This is a genomic window from Polyangium jinanense (assembly GCF_028435265.1).
Taxonomy (GTDB): domain Bacteria; phylum Myxococcota_A; class Polyangia; order Polyangiales; family Polyangiaceae; genus Polyangium; species Polyangium jinanense.
Window position 1 is genome coordinate 1 of the sequence record NZ_JAGTJK010000060.1, and the last position, 22,504, is coordinate 22,504.

Below are 22,504 nucleotides of genomic sequence, written 5' to 3' on the forward strand. Positions count from 1 at the left end.
CACGTCGAAGCGCGAGGTTTCCTTCGCGAGCGCGGGCTGCACGAGCGCCACGCGAAGCCCGGTGTCCCGCGCGATGAAGCCGAGACGCTCGGCGGGGAGCGATGGATCGAGCGGCACGTACGCACCACCGGCCTTCAGAATGGCAAGCAGCGCGATCACGGCCTCGGGGGAACGCTCCGCGAAGACGCCGACAGGGACGTCCGAACCCACCCCGAGGACGCGAAGGTGGCGCGCAAGGCGGTTGGCGCGTCGATTGACCGCGTCGAACACGAGCGCGCCGTCGTCCCACGCCAGCGCGATGGCGTCCGGCGTCTTTGCCACCTGTGCCTCGAAGAGCGCGTGGATACAAGCCTCGCGCGGGTAGGGCACCGTCGTCTCGTTCCAATGCGAAAACAGCCGCTCCTCTCGCTCCGTCAGGATGTCCCAGTCCGAAATACGACCCTCGGGCGCCCTGGCCGCATGCTCCAGCACCAGCCGCAGCCGCTCCAAAAACCCCTCCGCCGTCCTCGCGTCGAACAGGTCGGTGGCGTATTCGAGGAGGCCGAGGATCTGCCCGTCCTGCTCGAACATGGAGAGGGTCAGATCAAAATGCGCCGTGGGAATGTCAACGGATACGGGGGTGATCGAGAATCCGTCGAGGTGCACCGCGTCGAAGGGCGCGTTTTGCAGGACGAACATCACCTGGAAGAGCGGCTGCCGCGAGAGATCACGCGCCGGCGCGAGCTCCTCCACGAGCTTTTCGAAGGGCAGATCCTGGTGCGCGTAAGCGTCGAGCGTGGCCTCCTTGACCTGCGCGAGGAACTCGAGGAAGGTCGGCCCGCGCGAAAAATCCGCGCGGAGGACGAGGGTGTTGACGAAAAAGCCGACGATCCCTTCGAGCTCTCTACGCGTGCGCCCCGCAATCGGGGAGCCGACCGCAAAATCCTCTTGCCCGCTCAGCCGGTGCAAGAGCGCCTGGAAACCGGCGAGCAGCACCATGAACAAGGTGGTGCCCGTCCTCTGCGCGAGCGCGCGGAGCCCATCCGAGATCCGCGCCGGGATCGACACGGGGAGGGTGGCGCCGCGCTGAGAGGCGACAGCGGGCCTCGGCCTGTCCGTCGGCAATTCGAGCGGCGCGACGCCGGCGAGGCGCTCCCTCCAGAAGGCGACCTGCTGATCGAGCACGTCACCCGAGAGCCAGCTCCGCTGCCACAGGGCATAATCGACGTAACGGATCGGGAGCGGGGGCAGCGCAATGGGCTGCCCGCGACGAAATGCCTCGTACAGCTGGACGATTTCCCGGACGAGCACGCCCATGGACCAACCATCGAAGATGATGTGGTGCATGTTCGCGACGAGGATGTGCTCCTCCGGCCCGAGCCGCAGCAAGAGCGCGCGAATGAGGGGGCCCCTGCGCAGATCGAAGGGGTGGAAATGGGCCTGCACGGCAATGCGCCGAGCCTCCGCCTCGGGATCCTCGGCGCGCGATAGGTCCTCGACCACGAGCGGGAATGGCCCGACGGGATGAATGCGCTGGACGGCGCGCCCGTCGACGAAATCGAACGTGGTGCGCAGCGCCTCGTGCCGGCGCGAGACCTCGTCCATGGCGCGCTGAATGGCGTCGATGCTGATCGTGCCCGTGAGCCGCAGCGCCAGGGGCATGTGATACGCCGTGCCCTCCGGATCGAGCTGATACAGAAACCAGAGCCTCTGCTGCGCGAACGAGAGCGGGACGTCCCCGTCGTGCTGGGCGCGCTGGAGCGCGGGCGCCACGAGCTTGCCGCGGCGGAGCTCCACCTCGACGACCTTCGCCAATCCCCCCACGGTGGGCGATTCGAAGAAGGACCGGAGCGGCAGGTTCACGCCGACCGCCGCCCGAATGCGCGAGACGAGCTGTGTGGCGAGGAGCGAATGGCCGCCGAGCGAAAAGAAGCTGTCGTGCAATTCGACGTGCGGGACCTGAAGGACCTCGGCGAACGCGCGCGCGACCATCTGCTCGACAGGCGTACGCTGCGGGGCGTCTTCCGGGCGGAGGGCCGGCAGCGCAGCCCGATCGACCCCGCCCTGCGGGGTTTCGGGATCCAGCAAGACGTACGCCGTCGGGAGCGTGGCGTCCGGCAGGCGCGATGCGAGGAATGCTCGCAAATCCCCGGACGAGGGAGGCGGTGCCGCGGAGGGCACCACATACGCCACGAGCTGGGCGCCTTTCCCGGGTCCGTCCTGGGCCACGACGACGGCCTCGCGCACGCCAGGGTGCTCGGAGAGGGCCCGCTCGATGGCCGGCAGCTCGATGCGCGCGCCGCACCCCTGGCCCCGATCGTCGGAGCGTCCCAGCAATACGATGCGACCGTCCGGCAGCCAGCGCGCCAGCACCCCCGTATGGAACATCCGCGCGCCCGCCTCCTCGCTGAAGGGGTCGGGGACGAAGCACGCAGCCGTGAGAGCGGGGTTCGAAAGGTACCCGCGCGAGACGCCCAGGCCGCCGATATGAAGGTCACCACGCGTCCCCACCGGGGCCGGCTGGCCATACGAATCAAGGATGTAGACCCTGGCCCCAGCGACAGGCCGGCCCGTGGGCACACGCTGGCCCGACGCGAAGATCTCCGATAACTCTCCGGCCATGTTCACGCCGGCCACTTGTGCCAGGCCAAACGTGTTCCAGAGCCGCACCTGGGAGCCCGCGAGCGACCGCCACTGGTTGACGCGATCGACGCGCGCCGCCTCGCCGCCGCCGAGGAGCACCCGACGCAACGAGGGGGGAACGGGGCGCCGCGACTCGACGAGGTGCGCCACCACATCGTGCCAGAACGCCGTCGGCAAAGCGACCGAGGTGATGCGCGACCGTTCACAGGCTTCGAGGAAGCCCGCCGGATCGTGCGTCGCCGCGTCCCGCGCGACGAGGCACCCGCCCGCGAGCATACACAAAACCATCTCGTCGCCGAACCCGCCCGAAGCAAACGAGGCGAGCTGAAGCATACGCTCGTCGTCGCCGAGGCTCAGCCTGTCGCGGAGCGCGACGGCCACGCTCGCGAGGGCGCCGTGGGACACCGCGACCCCCTGGGGCTCGTCGGTCGCACCACGATCGAGACGCACGCAAGCCAGGCTTGCCGGAGACGTTTGGCGGGCCAGACGATCGCTCGGCGCGTCCTCCTCGGTCGCCCTATCGACGAACTCGCACGGCAGGTCGATTGCCGCGCGGGGCTCGACCAGCGCGTGCCGGGTGAGCAGGAGCGAAGCGCCGCATCGGCGCACGATCGCGCGGGCCTCGTCGAGCGGCGCGTCCGGCGCGAGGAGCACGTACGCCCCGCCCGCCGCGAGGACCGCCCAGATCGCGACGACGAGGTCGGCGGCCCTGTCCAGGCGAAGGGCCACGCGCACCTCGGGGCCGACGCCGCGTTGCCGAAGCCGGAAGGCCAATCGGTTTGCGCGAAGCTCGACCTCGCGGTAGGTCAGCCGCTCCGCCCCGTCCTCGACGGCGATCGCCTCCGGGGTCCGATCCACCTGCGCCTCGAGGAGGTCTTTCACCGAGCGCACCTCCAGCTTGCGCTCGGCGGATCGACCGTGCTCGCCGAGGATCCGCGCGCGCTCGTCCGCGGAGAGGAGCGGCAAGGCGGCGATCGTGATTCCCGGATCGACGGTGAAGGCTTCGAGGACTCGCTCGTATTGCCCGAAGAATTTGCGAATCGTCGACGCGTCGAAGAGATCGGTGTCGTACTCCGCCGAGATGTCGATGCCCTCGGACGACCACCGGGCGCTGATCACGAGATCCATCTGGCTCGTGCCGCGCTCGACGTATTCGGGCGCCATCACGAGGCCGGGCATCTTCATCGAGGAAATGGGCAGGTTCTGGTTGATGAGCATCACCTGGAGCAGCGGCGTATGCCCAGCGTTCCGACCCTTCTCGACCGCCTCGAGCACCCGCTCGAACGGCACGTCCTGGTTCGCTTGCGCGCCCAGCGTTCGCTCACGGACCTGCTCGACCAGATCCCGGAAGCGCAGATGCCTGGAGGAGAAATCGGCGCGAATGAGGAGCGTGTTCGGGAAGAGCCCGACGATGTCCTCCAGCTCGGGGCGCGTGCGCCCGGCGCTCTGCGTGCTGACGACAATCTCGTTTTGCCCCGTCCAGCGGTGGAGCAAGGCATGCAAGCCCGCGAAGAGCACCATGAAGAGCGTGGCCCCCTCGCGGCGCCGTACGACGCCGCTCAGCGTCTCGGCGAGCTTCGCGGGATACCGGAACCGGAGCATCGCGCCGCGCCGCGCCGGGACAGCGGGCCTCGGCCTATCGAGGGGCAGATCGAGGGGCTCGACGTTGGCGAGTTGTTCCTTCCAGTACGCGAGCTGGCGATCGAAGACGCTCACCAAAAACCGGCGCTGCCACACCGCGAAATCCGCGTACTGGATCGTCAACGCGGAGAGCGGAGAGGGCCGCCCCTCGCGCAGCGCCTGGTACAGGGTGACGAGCTCACGCGTCAGAATGCGGAACGACCAGCCATCGGAGGCGATCGGGTGCACGTTCACCACGAAGACGTGCTCGAATCCATGCAGGCGGATGAGGGTCGTGCGCAGAAGCGGACCGCGGGAAATGTCGAAGGGCTCGTGTGCGCTCGCCAGCACGAGGCGCCTCATCTCGTCTTCGCGTTGCTCGGTCGGAAGATCGGACAGATCCCTGATGGGCAAGAGCCAGTGCGGGGGCGGGTGGACGATCTGGCAGGGCGTCCCGTCGCGCATCTCGAAGGTGGTGCGCAGCGACTCGTGCCGCCGCACGATCTCCTCGAAGGTCCGCCGGAGCGCGTCGGTGTCGAGGTCGCCCGAGAGACGCAGCGCGAAGGGAATGCTGAACGCGGCGGCATTCGATTCGATCTGATCGACGAGCCAGAAGCGCAATTGCGCGAACGACAGCGGAAGACGGCTGTCCCGCGGCGCGGGCGTGATGGGCGGCAGCTTCGAAGGATCCTCCTCGGCGCGCAGGATCGCCCGCAAGGTCTCCTTGTGACGCTTGAGCTCGGCGAGGAGCTCGGGCGTCAACGCGCCACGCGGCGCGCTGTAACGCAGAGCGTCCCCTTCGAGCCAGAGCTTGACGCCGAGGGAACGCACGTGCTGCAAGAGTTCGGCGTCGGTCACAGCTCCCCCTCCTCGAGGTCGAGCGCTTCGGGTGCCGCGTCCGCGTTCGTCGCGCCGCCCGCCGGCGAGAGCCGCTCGACGCTCCGCGCGAGGGCGGACACCGTCATCGATTGGAGCGCGTCCCGCAGCGGAAGCGAGACGCCGAGCGTATCGCGGATGCGCGAGAGGACGCGCGTCACGAGCGGCGGCTGGCCGCCGAGCGAAAAGAAATCGTCGTCGAGGCCCACGCTGGAGACCCCGAGCACCTCGGCGAAGATGGCAGCGACGGCGCGCTCGACGCGCACCTCGGCCTTGCCCGTCGCGTCGGCATGGGCCGTCCCTTGCGCGTGCGGCGCGGGCAGCGCTCTTCGATCGAGCTTTCCATTCGGCGTGAGCGGGATCGCTTCGAGCGCGACGAACGCGGCGGGAATCATGTACTCCGGCAGCGTGCGGAGCAGGTGCTCGCGGAGCTCCGCGGGCGAAGGTGGCTCCGCGGCGGGAATCCAGTAGGCCACGAGCCGCTTGTCGCCGGGGATGTCCTCCCGCACCACGACGACCGCGTCGCGCACGCCCGGGTGCGTCTCGAGCGTATTCGCGATCTCGCCGAGCTCGATTCGATACCCGCGCACCTTGACCTGCTCGTCGATACGCCCGAGGTATTCGAGGACGCCGCCCGGCGCCCACCGGGCGAGGTCGCCGCTGCGATAGAGGCGAAGACCGGGCTCGCTCGAGAAGGGGTCGGGCACGAAGCGTGTTGCCGTGAGCGCAGGGCGCCCCATGTAGGTGCGCGCGAGGCCGGCGCCGCCGACGTAGATCTCGCCAGCCACGCCCGGCGGCACGAGCTGCCGGTAGCGATCGAGGACGTGCACCTGCCAGCCCGGGATAGGCCTGCCGACGAGCGAGCGCCCGAAGGTCGCGTCCCGCGCGCGCACGCGCTGGAAGGTCACGTGCACCGTGGTCTCGGTGATGCCGTACATGTTGACGAGCATCGGCGCCTCGTCGCCGTGCCGCGCGAACCAGGGCGCGAGGTGCGCGAAATCCAGCGCCTCGCCACCGAAGACCACGTACCGCAGCGCGAGGGGCGCCGCGGCGTTTTCGCTCTCCCAGGCGACGAACTGGCGGAACGCCGACGGTGTCTGGTTGAGCACCGTCACGCGCTCGCGCTGGAGCAGCGCGTGAAAGTCTTCGGGCGAGCGCGCCTCGAGGTGCGGGACGATGACGAGGCGACCGCCGTGCAGCAGCGGCCCCCATATCTCCCAGACCGAAAAATCGAAGGCGTAGGAATGGAACAGGGTCCAGACGTCGTCCGCGCCAAACCGGAAGAGCTCGCCGGCGGCCGCGAAGAGGCTCAGCACATTGCGGTGCGTGACGCCGACGCCCTTGGGTTTTCCCGTGGAGCCGGAGGTGTAGATGACGTACGCGAGGTTGTCCGGGCCCACGCCCTCCCACAAGGGTGCGGTGTCCTCTCCGGCGATCGCGTCCCCTTCCATGTCGAGGCAGAGGACCTCGGCGCGCACGTCCGGCAGCTCTGCGCGCAAGCTCGCCGTCGTGAGCAGGACACGCGCGCGCACGTCCTCCAGGATGAACGCCGTGCGCTCGCGGGGCGATATGGGGTCGATGGGGACGTACGCCCCGCCCGCTTGAAGCACGGCGAGGATGGCGATCATCATCTCGACGGAGCGCTCGACGAAGAGGGCGACGAGGACGTCCGGGCCGACGCCGGAGCGCTGGAGGCGCTGGGCGAGCCTACGGGCGCGCGCGGCGAGGTCCCGGTACGTGAGACGGTGGTCGTCCGCGACGAGGGCGATAGCGTCGGGCATGCGCGCGGCCTGTGCCGCGAAGGCTTCGGGCAGCGAGCGCGCGAGGAGCGGCGGGGCGGTCGTCGTGCTGCACCGGCAGAGCTCCTCGCGTTCCGCGTCCGTCAAGAGGGGCAGGTCGGCGACGCGCACCCGCGGATCCCGGACGATGGCCTCGTACATCGAGCAGAGCCGCGCGGCGAGGCGCTCGACGGTGGGCCGATCGAAGAGGTCGACCGCGTATTCGATGCGGCCCCGGAGCACGCCATTGCTTTCGCCGAGGTAGAGCGAGAGGTCGAGCTTGGACGTGCCGCTCGTGATGGGCCGCGCCGAGACGGAGAGCCCGTCGATGGTGACGTTCTCGAAGGGCTTATTTTGCAGGGCGAAGAAGACCTCGAACAGCGGTGGCCGCGAAAAATCCCTCGCCGGCTTCAGCTCGTCCACGAGCTTTTCGAAGGGAATCTCCTGGTGGGTGATCGCCCCGAGCGTGGTCTCCTTGATCTGCGAAAGCAGCGACAGGAACGTCAGGTCGTCCCGGAAATCGGCGCGCAGGACGAGCATGTTGTAGAATACGCCGACGAGGTGCTCGAAGTCCTCGCGGTTGCGGCACGCGACCGGCGTTCCGAGGGCGACGTCGGTCTGCCCGCTGAGCCGGTGCAGGAGCGAAAAGAAGCCCGCGACCAGCACCATGAAGAGCGTCACGCCCGCTTCCCGCGCGAGGGCCTGGAGCCCCGCGGTCACCGGCGCGGGGAGCTCGATCTCGACCCAATCGCCGCGGAGGCTCGATCTCGGCGGCCTCGGTCGATCGGTCGGCAAATCCAGGGGCGTGAGGCCGCGGAGCTGCTTTTTCCAGTACCGCAGCGCCCGCTCCATGGCCTCGCTCTGCATGTAATCGCGATGCCACGCCGCGTAATCGGCGTACTGGATGGGCAAGGGAGGCAGCTCCGGCGCGCCCGCATTGACGATCGCGTTGTAATGGGCGGCGACCTCTCGCACGACGAGGAGGAGCGTCCACTCGTCGGAGACGATGTGGTGCATGTTGAAGACGAGGACGTGCAGCTCGTCCTCGAGCTTGATCAAGAACATGCGCAAAAGCGGGCCGGTGTGCAGGTTGAACGCCCGCTGCGCCTCCTCGCTCATCAGCCGGTTGGCCTCGGTTTGTCGCGTCGCCACGGGCCAGCTCGAAAGGTCCACGACGGGCAGCGCGAGCGGCCCAGGCGGGTGCAGGCGCAAGACCGGGAGGCCCTCGTGGCTGTCGAAGGTGGTGCGCAGAACGTCGTGGCGACGCACGAGCGATTCGAAGGCGCCACGCATGGCCTCGACGGAAAGCCGCCCGGACAGCTCCAGCGCATACGGCATGTTGTAGGCAGGGCTGTCGGGCTCGAGCTGATCGATGAACCAGATCCGCTGTTGCGCGAAGGAATACGGGCGCGTGGCCGTGGACGCCGCGGGCAACACGGGGCGGTGCGCCTCGCTCCGGGCCTCGGCGAGGCGGGCGGCGAAGCTGCCCACGGTGGGCGCCTCGAAGAGCACACGCACGGGGATGTCGACGCCGAACGTCGCGCGGATCCGAGAGGTGACCTGCGTCGCGAGGAGCGAGTCGCCGCCGAGGTCGAGGAAATCGTCGTCCAGGCCGATGTTGGTGGTGCCGAGGATCTGCTCCCAGATCTGGACGAGCTTGCTCTCGATCTCGCTTTCCGGCGCGACGTACGCGTTCCGGAACCCGACGCGCGTCTCCATCGGCGGGCCGGGCGCCTCGTCGCGCCCTCGGTCCGCGAGCTCTTCGGCGCCAGGGGCGGGGCGCTGCGGGGCGTCCACGGGCGCCGCCATGGCCGTCGCGACGGCGGGCTCGATCCAGAAGCGCTTGCGCTCGAACGGATAGGTCGGCAGAGGGACGCGCAGCCGGCGCTCCTGCCCGCGGTAGCCGGCCCAATCGACCACGACGCCGGCTTGCCACAACCTCCCGAGCGTCACGTGCAACGCCTCTTCCTCGGACCTCTGCTCCTCCTGCGCGAGGGAGGGCTCGATCACGCGCCCCTGCCCCGCGGGGATACGCCGCGCAAGGCGGCTCAGGGTGCGCCCGGGGCCCACTTCGAGCAGCACACGGCGCCCGTCCTCGAGGAGCGTCGTGAGGCCCTCGGCGAAGCCCACGGTGCGGAGCAGGTGCTCTGTCCAGTACACCGGGTCCTGGGCCTGCTCGGGCGTGATCCAGGTGCCCGTCACGCACGAAATGAAGGGCGTCTTGCCAGGTCGAGGACGCGCCGCGCGGACGAGCGCGGACAGCTCGCCGACGATGGGCCGCATCATGGGCGAATGGAAGGCGTGCGAGGTGGCGAGGCGGCGGGCGTCCACGCCGGAGGACGCGAGGCGCTGCTCGATCTCCGTGATCGCGGGGATCGGGCCCGCAATCACACATTGATTCGGGGCATTGACGGCCGCCAGCGCGACGTCGCCGCCAAGGAAGGGCGCAATCGCGTCCTCCGCGAGCGGCACGGCCAGCATCGCGCCCGGCGGCAAACGCTGGACGAGCTTGCCGCGCTGGGCGACCAGCCGCAGCGCGTCGCGCAGATCAAAGACGCCCGCGAGGCAGGCCGCGACGTACTCGCCGACGCTGTGCCCGATCATGCATTGCGGCGTGATCCCCCAGGATCCCCAGAGCTGGGCGAGCGCGTACATGACCGAGAACATCGCGGGCTGGGTCCACGCGGTCTCTTTCAGGCGGTCGGCGGCGCGCGCCTCCTCGCCCTCCGGCGGATAGAGGATCGCGCGCAGATCGGCCTCGAGCAAGGGGCGAAGGATCTCGGCGCAACGGTCGAGCTCGCGCCGGAAGACCAATTCGTGACGGTAGACCTGCGCGAACATCTGGACGGCCTGCGCGCCCTGCCCGGGGAAGAGGAACGCGACGGGCCGCTCCGAGGGTTGTTCCTCCAGCGCGACGTGGATGTCTCGCAAGCGCCGCGTGGCCTCCGCCGCGCTGCCGGCGACGACGAAGCTGCGATGGGGAAACACCCTGCGTCCGACCTGGAGCGTGTGCGCCACGTCGGCGAGGACGAGATCGGGGTTGTCCTCGAGGTGCTGGGCGAGCCGCTCCCTCGCGGCTCGAAGCGCCGTCTCCGTTTTGGCCGAGAGGACGAGGAGCTCGGCCGGGCGGCCGGGCGAACCGGCGAGCCGCGAAGGAGGCTCTTCGAGCACCGCGTGCGCGTTGGTCCCGCCCATTCCGAAGGAGCTCACCCCGGCGCGTAGGGGCGTGGGGCCGCTCCAGGGCGAGAGGGTGGTATTGACGAAGAAGGGGCTACCGTCCCAATCGATGGCAGGATTCGGCGTCGCGCAATGCAGGCTGGCCGGGATCTTCTTGTACCGGAGCGCGCACGCCGTCTTGATCAAGCTCGCCACGCCGGCGGCGGCGTCGAGGTGCCCCACATTGGCCTTGACCGAGCCGATCGCGCAGAACCGGCGCTCGTCGGTGCTCTCGCGGAACGCCTTCGTCAACGCTTGCACCTCGATGGGATCCCCGATCGGCGTCCCCGTGCCGTGCGTCTCGACATACGAGATCGTGTCGGCCGAGACGTCCGCATTCGCGTGCGCCTCGGCGATCACCTGCGCCTGCCCCTCGACCCCAGGGGCGGTGTAGCCGGCCCGCAGCCCGCCGTCGTTGTTGACCGCCGATCCCTTGATCACCGCGTAGATGTGGTCGCCCGCGGCGATCGCGTCCTCGAGCCTCCGGAGCGCGACGACACCCGCCCCGCTCCCGAACACGATGCCCTGCGCCTTCGAATCGAAGGGGCGGCAATGCCCGTCGGGCGAGAGGATGCTCCCCGGGACGAACCGATAGCCGTGCTGCTGGCTCAGGTTGATGGACACGCCTCCCGCGAGCGCGACGTCACACTCCTCGTTGAGGAGGCTCTGGCAGGCGATGTGCACCGCCACGAGCGACGTCGAGCAGGCGCTCTCGACGAGGAAGCTCGGTCCCTTGAGATCAAGCTTGTAGGAGACGCGCGTCGTGAGGAAGCTGTTGCCATTGCTCAGGCTGACCTGGAGCGGATCGAGCGAGGCCAGGACGGCGGGGTTCGACCAGATGTGGAGCAGCAGATAGGTGCTCAGCGCCGCGCCGCCGAAAACGCCGACCAGGAGATCCTTGCGGGGCACGATGTACCCCGCGTCCTCCAGCGCCTCCCACGCGCATTCGAGGAAGATGCGCTGCTGCGGATCGAGCAGCTCCGCCTGGCGCGGCGGATACCCGAAGAAGGCGGCGTCGAAATGCGAGACGTCCTCCACCATCGCCGTCGCCCGGACGTAGCTCGGATCCCGCACGAGCTCCGGAGAGACGCCCCGCGCGAGGAGCTCCTCCTCGGTGAACGTCCTGAAGGACTCCACGCCATTGCATAGGTTTCGCCAGAACGTCGGCACGTCCCGGGCGCCCGGGAAGCGTCCCGCGAGGCCAACAATCGCGATTTCCATACCCGTCCCAGCGACATCCATGGCGTTCTCCTATCGGTCCTCGCGCCTGCGCTGCAATCGTTCCCGGCGCCGCGCCCCCCGGGTTCGGCGGTCCGTGTACGTGGCCTCGCCCCCCTCGTCCTGATGCAGGAGCTGCGCGAGCGCCGCGACCGTCGGGCGCTCGAAAAGCGTCACGACGGGCAGGACGACGCCGAGCGCACGCTTGAGCTCGGCGATGACCTTGAGCCCGATGAGCGAGTTGCCGCCGATGTCGAAGAAGCTGTCGTGGCTGTCGACGCGCTCGACGCCGAGGACGCGCTTCCAGATGTCCGCGATCATGCGCTCGATCTCCTCGATCGGCGCCTCGATGCGCGCCTTGCCCGCCTCGCCGGCCTCAGTCCCGGTCAGCGCCTGGACCAAGCGCCCCGCCTCCTCCAGCACCGCCGAGAGATCCCGCGTCGAGACGACGATCTGCGGCGTCGCACGCGAGAGGACGCGGTCGAAGATGTCGATGCCCTCCTCGGTGCCGATGCCGCTCGCCTGAAGCATCTCCCGGTAGGCAGCGAAATCCTCGGCGCGCGCCGCCGTCGCGGCCTGGCCGATGTCGCGCCAGGCGTCCCAGTTGATGGAGACGACGTGCGTCTGGCCCTCGGCGGCGCATCGCTGCGCGAAGGCGTCGAGGAACGCGTTCGCCGCGCAATGGTCGACCTGACCGAAATCGCCGACGATCGCGGTCCGCGTCGAGCACACGAGGAAGAAGTCGAGCGGCTCACGGACGAGGCCGTGGAGCACGACGGTCCCCCCGACCTTGGGCCGGAAGATGCTCTCGACCGTCTCCAGGCTCTTCGTGCGGAGCAGGCCGCCGGGCGGCAAGCCCGCCGCGTGGATGACGCCGTTCAGCGCCCCGAACCGGGCGCGCGCCTCCGCGAGCACCTCGGCCATCCGGGCAGCGTCGGCCACGTCGCCCTGGAGCGCGAGCACCTCGCCGCCGAGCGCCTCGATGGCCTGGATCTGCGTGATGGCCCTGCGCGCCGGATCGTCCTCCCCATGCGACGCGCACCACGCGGCCCAGGTGTCCCGCGCGGGCAGCGCCGAGCGCCCGACGAGGACGAGCCGCGCCGCGACGGTGCGCGCAAGGTGCTCCGCGAGGGCCAGGCCGATGCCGCCGAGGCCGCCGGTGACGAGGTACACGCCGCGGCTGCGCAGGCGCGGCGTCGCGCTCGCCGGGCGCTCGAGGCGCACGGGCTCGAACGTCTGCTCCCAGCGGTGGGCGCCGCGGTGCGCGACGACGCCGCTCTGGCCCTCGCTCTCGGCCTCGGCGACGAGCTGCGCCAGCGCGCCGGGCCCAAGCGCGTCGGGATAACCGCCGAGGTCGACGCTCTTGCACGTGATGTTGAGGTGCTCCCGCGGCAAGACGCGGCAGATCCCGAGGAGCGTCGCGTGCTCGGGCCGCAGGCGCTCGCTCCCGGTGACGGCCTGGACATCGCTCGACACGACGAGGAGATGGACCGCGTTGCGCGCCGGCAGCTCGCCGAGCGATTGCGCGAGGAAGAGCAAGCTCTGGAACCCGACGTCGTTCGCGTGGGCCGTCGCGTCGTGGGTCCGGCGCGGCTCGAGCAGGCTCAGGGCGTGCAGGACGTGCGTCGGGGCGCGGTCGAGCTCGCGCGCGAGATCCTCGAGCAGCGTCGTGTACGCGCCTCGGCTCCGCGGATCGATCTCGTAGAGCCCCTCGCGAACCCGCCGGTACGCCCCGCCGGGGCGCACGGTGACGACCGTGGCGCCGGTGGCCGCGAGCCGCTCCGAGAGCCCTTCGAGGGGCCCCTCGGGCGGCACGAAGACGAGCCAGCAAGCCTCGCCCGCCCCGGGCGCGGGCGCGGGCCACAACGTCCGTCTCCACGAGGGCAGGTAGAACCAGTCGGCGACGTCCGGCTTCTTGCCGCTCGCCTGCGGGGCGGGCGCCGCGCCGACCTCCGCGGAGCACGGCGCGGCGAGGCGCGCGTCGGCGGGGCGGGGATCCACCCAGAAGCGCCGGCGCTCGAAGGAATACGTGGGCAGCGGGACGCGCCGCCGCGCGCCGCTCGCGTGGAGGCGCTCCCAGGGGACGGCGACGCCCGCGAGCCACAGCCGCGCGAGCGTGGTCATGGCGAACTCGACCTCGGAGCGCTCCTCCTGCGGCAGGCACATCGAGGACAGCACCGCCACTTTGCCCGACGAACCGGTTCCCACCTGCTGCCGCGCGGCCGAGCTCAGCGCACGCCCGGGGCCGACCTCGAGCAGCACCCAGCGCGGGTCGTCGAGCAGCGTGCGGATGCTGTCGGCGAAGCGCACGGTTTGTCGGAGCTGGCGCACCCAGTACTCGACACTCTCGGCCTCCTCGTCGCGGATCCACGTCCCCGTCACGCACGAGATGAAGGGCAGGCGCGGACGGCTCCGCCGGAGCCCCCGCACGAACGCGGCGAACGCCGGCAGAATGGGCTCGACGAGGTGGGAGTGCGCGGCGACCTGGATCGGCAGGCGAACGTACTCGATGTCGCGCTCGTCCAAGGTGCGGACGAAGGCGTCGATCGCGTCCTCTTCTCCGGCGATGACGAAGCTCTCGGGGCCGTTCTTCGCGGCCACCGACAGGCGCGGATCGAGCAGCGGCGTCAGCGACGCCTCGGGCAGATCGACGCTCACCATGGCGCCGGGCCGCACGGCGCCGAGCAGGCGCCCGCGCTCCGCGACGAGCGCGAGCGCGTCCTCCAGCGAGAAGACGCCCGCGAGGCACGCCGCGACGTACTCGCCCATGCTGTGGCCGATCATCGCGGCGGGCTCGACGCCGAGCGACTTCCAGAGCTCGGCCAAGCTGTATTCGATCGCGAAGAGCGCCGGGAGCGCGAGCGAGGGCTGCGTGAGCGCCCCGCCTCCCCTGCCCTCGCGAGCGTGCACGACATCGCGCAGATCGGCGCCGAGCCGCGGCGCGAGGATCGCGGCGCAGCGATCGAACGCCGCGCGGAAGACCGGCTCGTTGCGGTAGAGCTCCGCGCCCATGCCGACGTGCTGCGTGCCGCTCCCGGGAAACATGAACGCCACCACGCGCGGCGTTCCCTCGACGGTCCCGGACAGGATGCGCCGCGGCTCGAAGAGCGCGCGCGCGCCCTCGCCGCCGCGTTCGAGGTCGCAGACGATCGCCCGGCGATGGGCGAACGACCGCCGCCCCACCTGGAGCGTGTACGCCACGTCGGCGAGCGGGACGTCGGGGTGGCTCTCGAGGTGCTGGGCGAGCGCCTGCGTGGCGCGATCGAGCGCCTCCGGGGTCTTCGCCGAAAGCACGAGTGCGTGCCACGGGCGCGAAGGGCCCGAGGACGGGGCCGGCGGGGGCTCCTCCAGGATCACGTGCGCGTTGGTCCCACCGATGCCGATCGAGCTGACCCCCGCCCGGCGGGGCGAGCGCGAAACGGGCCACGGCGCCGGCCGCGCGTTGACGAAGAAGGGGCTTTTGTCGAGCTCGAGGCGCGGGTTCGGGCGGGAGAAGTGGAGCGTCGGCGGGATCTCGCCATGGCGGACCGCGAGCGTGGTCTTGATGAGCCCCGCGACGCCCGCCGCCGCGTCCAGGTGCCCGACGTTCGTCTTCACGGAGCCGAGGGCGCAGAACTGCGTACGGTCGCTCGTCGCCTGAAACGCCTTCGTCAGCGCCGCGACCTCGACCGAGTCCCCGAGCGGCGTCGCCGTGCCGTGGGCCTCGACGTACCCGATGTCCTCGGGGGAGACGCCTGCGATGGCATGCGCGCGCGCGATGACCTCGGCCTGCCCCTCGACGCTCGGCGCGGTGAAGCCGACCTTCGCGGCGCCGTCGTTGTTGATCGCCGAGCCGCGGATGATGGCGGTGATCGTGTCCCCGTCCCGGATCGCGTCGTCGAGGCGCTTCAAGACCACCACGCCCACGCCGCTGCCGAACAACGTGCCATTCGCGCCCTCGTCGAAGGCGCGGCAATGCCCGTCGGGCGAGGCGATGCCGCCGGGCTGGAAGACGTACCCCGCGCGCTGCGGCATGTGGATGGAGACGCCTCCCGCGATCGCCATGTCGCACTGGAAGCCGAGCAGCGCCTGGCAGGCGAGGTGCGTCGCCACGAGCGACGTCGAGCAGCCGCTCTGCACGTCCATGCTCGGCCCGCGCAGATCGAGGTGGTAGGCGACGCGCGTCGCGAGGAAGTCCCGATCGTTCGCCACCATGGCCGGGAACGTGTCCTCGGCGAGGGCGATCTCGGGGTGGGTCATCAGGTTGAAGATCAGGTACGTGCTCACGCTGGTGCCCGCGAAGACGCCCACGGAGCCGAGGTTCGCGCCCCCGTAGCCGGCGTTCTCCAGCGCGGACCACGCGCACTCGAGGAAGACGCGCTGCTGCGGATCGAGTAGCTCGGCGTCGCGCGGCGCGTAGCCGAAGAACGACGCGTCGAAATGCTCGATGCCCTCGAGCACCGGAGCCGCCGGGACGAAGTCCGGGTTCGCGAGGAGCTCCGCCCGCACGCCCCGCGCGCGAAGCTCCTCGCGCGAGAACATCGTGATGGACTCGACCCCGCCGACCAGGTTGCTCCAGAACGTCTCCGCGTCTTTCGCCCCCGGGAAACGGCACGCCATGCCGATGATGGCGACGGCCAGCTCGTCGTCGGCGGACCGCGCCGCTTCCTCACTCATGCTTCCACCTTTCCTCTCGTCGTCGTCGCATGAAGATCCGTCACCCGCGCGCGCGCTTGCGCTGCCGCTTGAGCACCTCGAGCTGCCGGCGCGCGCGATCCTGCGCCGCGTCGACCACGGCCGCGCTCTCCCCTGCCCCCTCGCTCAGGTACGCCGCGAGCGCGCTGACCGTGGGGTGCTCCAGGAGCTTGACGAGCGGCATGCCAGGCCGCAGCGGCTGTAGCTCGTTGTGCACTTGCACCATGAGCAGCGAGTGCCCGCCGAGGTCGAAGAAGTTGTCGTGGACGCCGACCTGATCCACCCGGAGCACGCGTCGCCAGACGTCCGCGATCTGCTGCTCGACGTCGCTCCTCGGCGCCACGAACGCCGCGCTCGCGCGCCGCTCCTCGGAGGGCGCCGGCAGCGCCTTCCGATCCACCTTGCCGTTCGGCGTGCGCGGAATCGCGGGCAGCTCGACGAAGACCGAGGGCACCATGTAGTCCGGCAAGCGTCGCTGCAGCGACGCGCGCAACGACGTCGGGTCGATCCTGCCCTCCGCCGGCACGACGTACGCCACGAGCCGCACGTCGAGCGGGACGTCCTCGCGCACCGCCGCCACCGCCTCGCGTACGCCCGGACAAGTCGCGAGCGACGCCTCCACCTCGCCGAGCTCGATGCGATATCCCCGCAGCTTCACCTGCTGATCGGCCCGCCCGAGGAACTCGAGCGTGCCGTCGGCACGCAAGCGCCCGATGTCTCCGGTCCGGTAGATCCGCGCGCCCGGTTCGTCGCGGAAGGGATCCGGCAGGAAGCGCTCCGCGGTGAGCGCAGGCCGGCCGTGGTAGCCGCGCGCCACGCAGTCGCCGCCGATGTAGATCTCGCCCGGTACGCCGAAGGGCACGGGCTGAAGGGCCCGATCGAGCACGTAGACGCGGTTGTGCGCGAGGGGCGTGCCCAGCGGAACCACACCGCCGCGCTCGTCCTTCACGTCGTGCGTCGCCGACCAGATGGTGGTCTCGGTCGGCCCGTACATGTTCATCCGCCCCGCGGGGACGATCGCGCCGAGCTCCTCGGCGAGCGGACCCGGGAAAGCCTCTCCGCCGACGAGCAGCTTCTGGAGCCCCCCGAGCGCCTCGCGCGCCTCGGCGTCGAGCAGGAGCGCGCGCGCCATCGAGGGCGTGCATTGCAAGTGCGTCACGCCGTACCGCCTGATCTGCTGCGGAACCGTGACCGGCTCGCCCCCTCCACGCCGCGCCTCGCGCTCGCTCAGGCGGCGGAGCTGGTCGAGGTGAGGCAGGCTCTCGAGCACCGCGTCGGTGTCGATGCCGAAATCGACGAGGCACGCGATCTCGTCGACGCCCATCGCGCGGAGCTGTTCGACGAGCTCGAGGCTCCCCCGCGGCGTGCCGAAGAGGCCGCTCGTCTCGAAGTACCGACCGAAGGCGTGCTCGACGATCCGATCGACGTCGTCCTTGCCGAGGGGCCCCGTGTCCACGCTCATGCCGAGAGAGCGCCCGATTCCCTTCATGAGATCGAGCGAGCTGCGGAGGTAGTTCTTGAAGGGCGCCTCCACACGCGCGCGGACGCGTGACAGGTCCGGATCGACGTACGTGTGGAGCATCAACGTGACGTGGCCGCGCCCAGACGCGCCCGACCCGCGGTACGCCTCGCGATAGAGAGCGATCTTCTCCGTGAGCTCCTCGATGCTCTGCCCGAGCAGGTGCGTGAGCACGCTCGCGCCGAGCGCCCCTGCGGCGCGGAACGTCTCGGGGTTGCCCGCCGCCGTCATCCAGATGGGCAGCTCCGCCTGCACCGGCCGGGGCCGGATGCGCACGTCGACGAGCTTGCCGTCGCCGCCGGGCAGCCGCACCACCTCGCCGCGCCAGAGGCGACGGATGACGTCGAGGCCCTCCAGCATCGCCTCCTTGCGCGCCGCATACCGCTCCGGCGCGAAGACGAAATCGTCGGCGTGCCAGCCCGACGCGACCGAGACGCCCACGCGACCACGCGAGAGGTTGTCGACGACGGCCCACTCCTCGGCCACGCGCACCGGATGGTGCAAGGGGATCACGACGCTGCCGGCGCGCAGGCCGACCCGCTCGGTGATCGTCGAGAGCGCCGCGCTCGTGACCGAGGGGTTCGGGTACATGCCGCCGAACGCGTGGAAGTGCCGCTCCGGCGTCCAGACCGCGGAGAAGCCGTTCCTGTCGGCGAATCGGGCCCCGTCGAGCAGCAGGCGGTACCGATCGCGGCCCGGCCCGTCGGCGTCGTCGGCGAAGTAGAACAGGCTGAAATCGATGGGGTTCGCGCGTCCGCGGCGGCGCTCCGCGCGCAGCGTCGACGCCTCGTCGGCCTGGATCACCACCGTGAAGCCCCGGCACAACGTCCAGAGCAGCTCCAGGACCGAGATGTCGAAGCTCACGCTCGTCACCGCCAGCCAGGTGCCCGGGGGCTCCGCGCCCAGCCGCTCGTCCATGGCCGCGAAGAACCGCGTGACCGTCGCGTGCGGGAGCATCACGCCCTTGGGTTTGCCCGTGGAGCCGGACGTGTAGATCACGTACGCAAGCTGCGCCGGGTCGTGCGCAGGCGGCGACGCCTCGGGCGGCGCGGCGTCGTGCTCCAGATCCTCGACGCAAAGCTCGACGCAGCCGGCGGCCGCGAGCATGCCCGTGAGGTGCGCCTGCGTGACGAGCACGCCCACGAAAGCGTCGTGCACCATGTGGCGCAGCCGCTCGAGCGGGTACGACGGATCGAGCGGCACATAGGCCCCGCCCGCGCCGAGGATCCCGAGCATCGCCACGACGACGTCGAGCGAGCGCTCCACGAGCACGCCCACGCGCACGTCGGGCGCCACCCCGAGCTCGCGCAGGCGAGCGGAGAGAGAGCGCGCGCGCCGATCGAGCTCCGCGTACGTGAGCGACGCGCCCTCGAAGACCACGGCCGTCGCGCCAGGCGTGCGCGCCGCCTGCGCCTGGAACTGCGCGTGCACGAGGCCCGCCTCTCCTCGCCAGGCGCCCGCGCGGGTCCCCTTGAGCACCCACTCTCGCTCGGCCTCGGTCAGGATCGGCAGGTCGCGCACGCGCCGCTCCGGCGACGCAACCGCCGCGCGCAAGAGCACCTCGAGGTGCCCGGCGAAGCGTTGGATCGTGTCCTCGCGGAACAGGTCGCTGCGGTACTCGAGCGCGCCGTCGAGCCCGTTCGGCGTCTCCACCATCGCGAGCGAGAGGTCGAACTTCGCCGTCCCCGCGACGGCGCCGTCCGGCGTTCGGAGCGCCGGCTCCCACGACATCCCGGGCACGCGCGCATCCACCGCGGGAAGCTGCTCGAGCATGAAGTTCACCTGGAAGAGCGGGTTCTGATCGGCGCCGCGCGCGGCCTGCGTGGCGGCGACGACGTCCTCGAAGGGCAGCTCCGCGTGCCGCAGCGCCTCCTCGACCCGCGCGCGCGTACGCTGCATCAGCGCCTCGAACGTGGGCTCATCGTCGAGGTCGCAGCGGATGGTCAGCGTGTTGGCCAAAAACCCCACGAGGCTCCGCGTCGCGGCGCGCTCGCGCTGCGCGGACACCGTGCCCACCCCGAAATCCGTCTGCCCGGTGTACCGATGGAGCAACGCGGCGTAGGCGGCGAGGAGCGTGACGTAGAGCGTGCATCCATGCCTTCGCCCGAGCGCGCGCAGCCCCTCGACGAGGGGACGTGGCAGCGTGAAATGCGTCGTCGCGCCTGCGAGCTTGGGCTCGCGCGGGCGCGGCTGGTCGGTGGGCAGCTCCAGCCTGGGCAACGCCCGGAGCCGCTCGGCCCAGAACTCCCGCTGCGCGGCCAGCGTGCTCCGACGCGCGATCTGCCATCGCGCGTAGTCGGCATACTGCACGCGCACGGGCGGCAGCGACGCGTCCGCCCCGGTGAGCCGCGCCTGGTAGAGCGCCGAGAGCTCACGCGCGAGGATGCTGATGGACCAGCCGTCCGTGATGATGTGGTGCTGCGTCAGGAGCAGCTCGTGCTCGTCCTCGGCGACCCGCACGAGCGAGGCGCGCAAGAGCGGCCCCTGCTGCAAGTCGAAGAGGGTCCGTCCCTCCGCGAGCGCGTGCTGGTCACGCGCCGCGTCGCGCGTCGCGGCCGGCTCGCCCGCGAGATCCACATGGGCGAGCGTGAGCTTTGCCGCGGGCAGCACCACCTGGCACGGCTGCCCCTCCACCTCGCGGATCACGGTGCGCAGGATCGCGTGGCGCTCCACGAGCGCGTCGAGCGCGCCTTCGAGCGCCGTCGCCACGAGCGGCCCGCGCATGCGCAGCCCGAACTGCACGTTGTAGAGCGGCACCCCAGGCATCAGCCGTTCGAGGAACCAGAGCCGGAACTGGCCAGGCGAGAGCGGCGAAGGCTCCTCCGGCGAAGAGGGGCCCTGCGCGGGAATGTCGTCGTCCGTCGGCGCCGCCAGCGTCGACCCGTTTCGCCACGCGCCGAGCAGCTCGCTCGCCGCGTCGTGGATCGTCGCGCTCTGCCACAGGAACGTCGCGGGCAGCCGAACGCCGAGCGCGACCTCGAGCTCCTCCTGGAGCTCCAGACCGGCGAGCGAGTCGAGGCCGAGCGACGCGAGCGGCACGGCCACGTCGAGCGCCCCGGCGTCGCTCCCGGTGCGACGGGCGACGGCGGCGCGGAGCGCGCGCTCGAGGAGGGCGCCGCGCGTGTCCTCGGGCGCGCGCGCGAGCGCCTCTCGCACGTCCTCCATCGCGGGAGCGTCCTCGGGCGCCTCGGGCGCGTCCGAGCGCCCGAGGACCTCCAGCGCCCCGGCGAGCAACGCTTGCTTGCACGCGCGGCGCTGGATCTTGCCGCTCGACGTCTTGAGGATGCTGCGCGGCGCGAGCAAGGCGATGAGGTGCAGGTGCGCGGCGTGCTCGTCCGCCACGGCGCGCCGGATCGCCTCCATCACGCTCTCCATCGACCCCCCGACGCGCGCCGGCTCGACCTCGACGACGAGCGCGAGCCGCTCCTCCCCGCCGACCTCCAGGCCGAACGCGGCGACGCAGCCGGGGCGCACGGCCGCGTGCGTTTGCTCGGCCGTGAGCTCCACGTCCTGCGGATACACGTTCCGGCCGCGCAGGATGATCAGGTCCTTCTGACGCCCGGTCACGAACAGCTCGTCCTCCGCGAGGAAGCCGAGGTCGCCCGTGCGCAGGAACGGGCCTTCGCCGGACGCGAGGCGCGCGTCGAACGTGGCCGCCGTCTCCTCGTCGCGCCCCCAGTACCCGCGCGCGACGCTCGGGCCCTCGAGCCAAATCTCCCCGACGCCGCCATCCGCGCGAGGCTCGCGCGTGTGCGGATCGACGATGACGGCACGCATGCCCTCGCCGAGCCATCCGGAGGAGACCAGCGCGCGCGCCTCCGGGTGCGCCGACGCGACCTCGACCACGCGGCCCTGGGCGAGCGCCGCGGCGTCGAGCGTCCGTGTGCGGGCGCCCTCGCTGGGGCGCGCGCCCGCGACGAAGAGCGTCGCCTCGGCCAGGCCATAACAAGGGTAAAAAGCCTCCGGCCGGAAACCGCAGGGCGCGAAGCGCTCGACGAAGCGCCGCAGCGTGTCGGCTTGCAGGGGCTCGGCACCGTTGAACGCGACCTTCCACGAGCGCAGATCGAGACGCTTCAGCACCTCGTCCGGGACTTTGCGCGCGCAGAGCTCGTAGGCGAAGTTCGGGCCGCCGCTCGTGCTGGCCCCGTACCGCGAGATGGCCTCGAGCCACCGCTGGGGCCGCTGTAGGAACGCGATCGGCGACATCAGGATGCACGGAATCCCGTGGAACAGGGGCTGGAGCACGTTGCCGATGAGGCCCATGTCGTGGAAGAGCGGGAGCCACCCGACGACCGCCGTGCTCTGCGCGTCGTGACCGAAGCCGCGCTGGATGAGCCGCTCGTTGTGCAGCACGTTCGCGTGCGTCAGCACGACGCCCTTCGGCGCGCCGGTGGAGCCCGACGTGTACTGGAGAATCGCGATCGTCTCGGCGCAGATCGCGACCGGGTGGAAGGCGTCCGCGCTGTTCGGCGGCAGCGCGTCGACCGCGATCCATACGAGCTCCGCGAGCTCCGGTACCTGCGGGAGCAGCATCTCCGCCATCGCCTTGATCGGGGCGGTTGTCAGGACGACCTGCGCCCTGCTGTCCCTGGCGATGGCGCGGAGGCGCGGCAGGGTGCGATCGAGGCGGCCCGGATCGGGCGGGTACGTCGGCACGGCCGCGGTGCCCGCGTAGAGGCATCCCATCAACGCGGCGACGAAATCGAGCGAGGGAGGGAACAGGAGGAGCGCTCTTCCGCCCTGGATCCCAGCTCCCTGGAGCGCGGCGGCGACGGCGCGGGCGGCGTGGTCGAGCCGGCCGTACGACCACGTCTCCACGGGTCCGTCGACGTCGCCTGTGGCGAGGAAGTGGTAGAGGACATCCTCCGCGCGCGTGAAGGCCCGCGCGCGGAGGATATCGATGACGGTCGTGTACGAATCGAGGGGAGAGAGGGCGTCGCTCTGCATGAATGGCCTACCCATCAGCGTTCGTGGGGTTTCA

Annotated in this window: 4 protein-coding genes; all 4 read right to left on the reverse strand. The window is 70.9% G+C overall.

Features of this window, described 5'->3' with window-relative positions:
- The coding region (locus KEG38_RS47425; RefSeq protein WP_272427514.1) for a condensation domain-containing protein at positions 1–5,100 on the reverse strand (5,100 nt) is incomplete at its 3' end.
- Positions 5,097–11,354 carry a non-ribosomal peptide synthetase/type I polyketide synthase gene (locus tag KEG38_RS47430; RefSeq protein ID WP_272427516.1) on the reverse strand — a complete coding sequence of 2,086 codons (6,258 nt, stop codon included), beginning with the start codon at positions 11,352–11,354 and terminating at the stop codon, positions 5,097–5,099. The genes KEG38_RS47425 and KEG38_RS47430, both read right to left, overlap by 4 nt.
- A gap of 9 nt (positions 11,355–11,363) precedes the next feature.
- Positions 11,364–15,986, reverse strand: a complete 4,623-nt coding sequence (locus KEG38_RS47435; protein ID WP_272427518.1) for a type I polyketide synthase — start codon at positions 15,984–15,986, stop codon at positions 11,364–11,366.
- 40 nt (positions 15,987–16,026) lie between these two features.
- A complete protein-coding gene (locus KEG38_RS47440) occupies positions 16,027–22,470 on the reverse strand; it encodes a MupA/Atu3671 family FMN-dependent luciferase-like monooxygenase (protein WP_272427519.1) in 6,444 nt (2,147 codons plus the stop codon).
- Positions 22,471–22,504 lie beyond the last annotated feature (34 nt).